This is a genomic window from Streptomyces sp. AM25, from assembly GCF_058146165.1.
The window spans coordinates 1-2,329 of the sequence record NZ_JBKIWN010000114.1 but is presented as its reverse complement, the minus strand read 5'-3'; the positions used below and the strand labels follow the sequence as shown (position 1 = coordinate 2,329).

At 64.4% G+C, this 2,329-nt stretch carries 2 protein-coding genes and 1 pseudogene; all 3 read right to left on the bottom strand.

The annotated features are described in order from the left end of the window. Window positions 1-496, bottom strand: a 496-nt coding sequence (locus ACLHRZ_RS37050) for a reverse transcriptase/maturase family protein (RefSeq protein ID WP_490422981.1), incomplete at its 3' end; no start/stop codon positions are given. A gap of 479 nt (window positions 497-975) precedes the next feature. Next, window positions 976-1,764, bottom strand: a pseudogene (locus ACLHRZ_RS37045) (ISKra4 family transposase); the annotation flags it as partial. 67 nt (window positions 1,765-1,831) lie between these two features. Next, the gene (locus ACLHRZ_RS37040) at window positions 1,832-2,167 is read right to left on the bottom strand and encodes a hypothetical protein (RefSeq protein ID WP_490422980.1); all 336 of its coding nucleotides are present in this window, start codon (window positions 2,165-2,167) and stop codon (window positions 1,832-1,834) included. Window positions 2,168-2,329 lie beyond the last annotated feature (162 nt).

The following is a 2,329-nucleotide window of genomic DNA, read 5'->3' as shown; positions in this document are numbered from 1 at the left end:
GATACAACAGAGCGCCGCACGGCGCACCGCCCTCAATAAACCAGGTCGTCCCCGACCATGTCTCTGCCACCTCGCTGAGAGCGGTGTGGCAGCCGCGACGGGGACGGAAACCATGTGAGAGGCCGGAGAAACGCGGCTCGTAATACGCTTCCAAGAGGAGGCGGATCACTTCACCGACAAGTTTATCCGCCCAGGACGGTAGGTCAAGAGGTCTTACCTTCCCATTCTTCTTGGGAATGTAGATCCGTTTGGCTGGTTCGAATCGGAAGCGCTCGTGGCGCAATGCGTCGATGACGCGTCCGATCTTGGCCATGGACATGCCGTCGGCAGTTTCCCCTGTGGTCCCGGGCGTCATCGCTCCCTGGTTGGAGTACAGACGCCCGTAGGCCAGCAGATACAGGTTCGGGTTGAACAATTGCCGATACAGCTCGTTGCAAGGCAGGTCACGCCTGCCGCGATCACGGAGGACATTCAGTACCGTTTCGGCGTTCTGCATTGCGCGTACCTCCCGGTCTTCGAATATCCGATCACCTGGCCCCCTTCGCCCTGTTGACGGCCTTCCCGTCACCCTTGGCAGGTCGTTACTCCTGCGACTACTACGAGGCCTCTGTCACCATAGGACTCGCGTCCCTTAGGTGATCCCGCGTTCGTCTCTGTCATACGTGATAGCGCGACTTAGGATTCCCGTTCGTCTCCTTGAATATCCTCGTTGGATATCGTTCCGCATCCCGGAGGTTGCATCAGCAACGAATGGATACTGACACCGGATGCGGCACCGGTTTCAGGCGTCTTTCCGGTGGGTTCCGCATTGCACCTTCTGGAGACTGGGATTCAGGCAGTCAAGCTTTATCCATATCGCGCGGGTCCCGCAGTGCACCGTTTCATACGCCTGAACACGATCACTGCTTTCCTGGCATGCTATTTTTCCCTCACCCTTTCGGGATTAGGTTAGCCATCGGACCCAGGAACCTCCCTCCGAGTTCCTCCCGGCTTTACCGGGAATATGACAGAGCGCCTCGCGGCGCAGATCCGCTTGCGATTCGGCTTCTCGCCCGGCGCGAGCCGACCCCGATGGGCACCCGCGGTCTTCTCGGCTGCCTTGCGGGTGGCCTCGCGTAGGGCCTCGGGCCGCATCACCACCCCCTTGCCGTCGGCCTGGATCACCAGCGGCATCTCCCGGGTGCAGGGGACGGGGACGTGCACCTGGTAGAAGGCGCCGACGTCGACGGCCGCCTCGCGGACGAGTTCTTCGAGCCGGCGTTTGCCGATCACCTTCCCGCAGTGGCGCTCGACCGCCGCCGTGGCTTGGCCGAAGAAGCCGCGGACCGCCTCGGTGACCGCCAGGCGCCGCAGGCCCATGGAGTGCCGGCCCGTCGGCAGCGACAGCGTTTGGTCGGCGGGGTGGACGTTGGACATGCCGGGCCCCCGATGGGCCACCCTGCGGACCCGCACCAGTCCGAACATGCAGGCCAGTTGACGGCAGTGTCCCGTCTCCCGCCAGGGACGCGCCTGCCCCTCCGGCCCCACCACAACCGGGCGGGCGCCTGCCCGCACGGCGTTCTCCTCCCGCAGGGCACGCAGGTCGAGGTGGTCCTGCAGCAGTTGCCGCAACAGCTCCCTCCCCGCCTCCTCCAGGTGTTCCTCCAGTTCAGCATGGGTCCAGCTGGCCGCTTGCGGTCCCGACAGCGTGCGCATCAGCGATTCGAAGGCACTGACCGAGCACGAAAACGGGTCAGCGGTGGCCTTGGCGGCATACAGTTCCATCCAGGGGCTCTTCTCGTCGGGCAGTTACTGGTTGGCACCTACGACTGCAGGGAGAAGAGCCCCTCTGTTACAGGGAGTTGGGTGGTGCAGACGTCCTGCGGCGGGCCGGGGTGAACAGCCCCGGGTCCTCTTCGTCCAGCCACCTCCGCGTCACCAGCCGCTTCAGCTTCGCCCGCGTGGTCCCGGTCTTCCCGGTCTGCGCGGGCAGTCCGATCCTCGGGACGACCTGCTTGGCCCGCACTGGCCCCGGCGCATCCTGGACCACTTCCACGATGTCCCGGTACGGACGCGGCAGCACGCTCACGTCCATCCCCGGCTGCCAGTTCGGCACCGTCAGCACCCCCACCACCCGCCGTTCGGCCCCCGCATACGCCGAGGACTGACCATCACCGGCCGTATCCACGGCTGCTTCCGACGCCGGCACGTCTTCCGGCGTGAAGCTCCCCCTTTGTTCTGGACAGGTTGATACTGGGACGTATGGGTCCCGGAGGAAGCAGTCCAGGTAGTGAGTGAACGTCTTTCATCCTGCCTCTTGAGGGGTGAAAGGGCTGGTCAGGATGGGTGT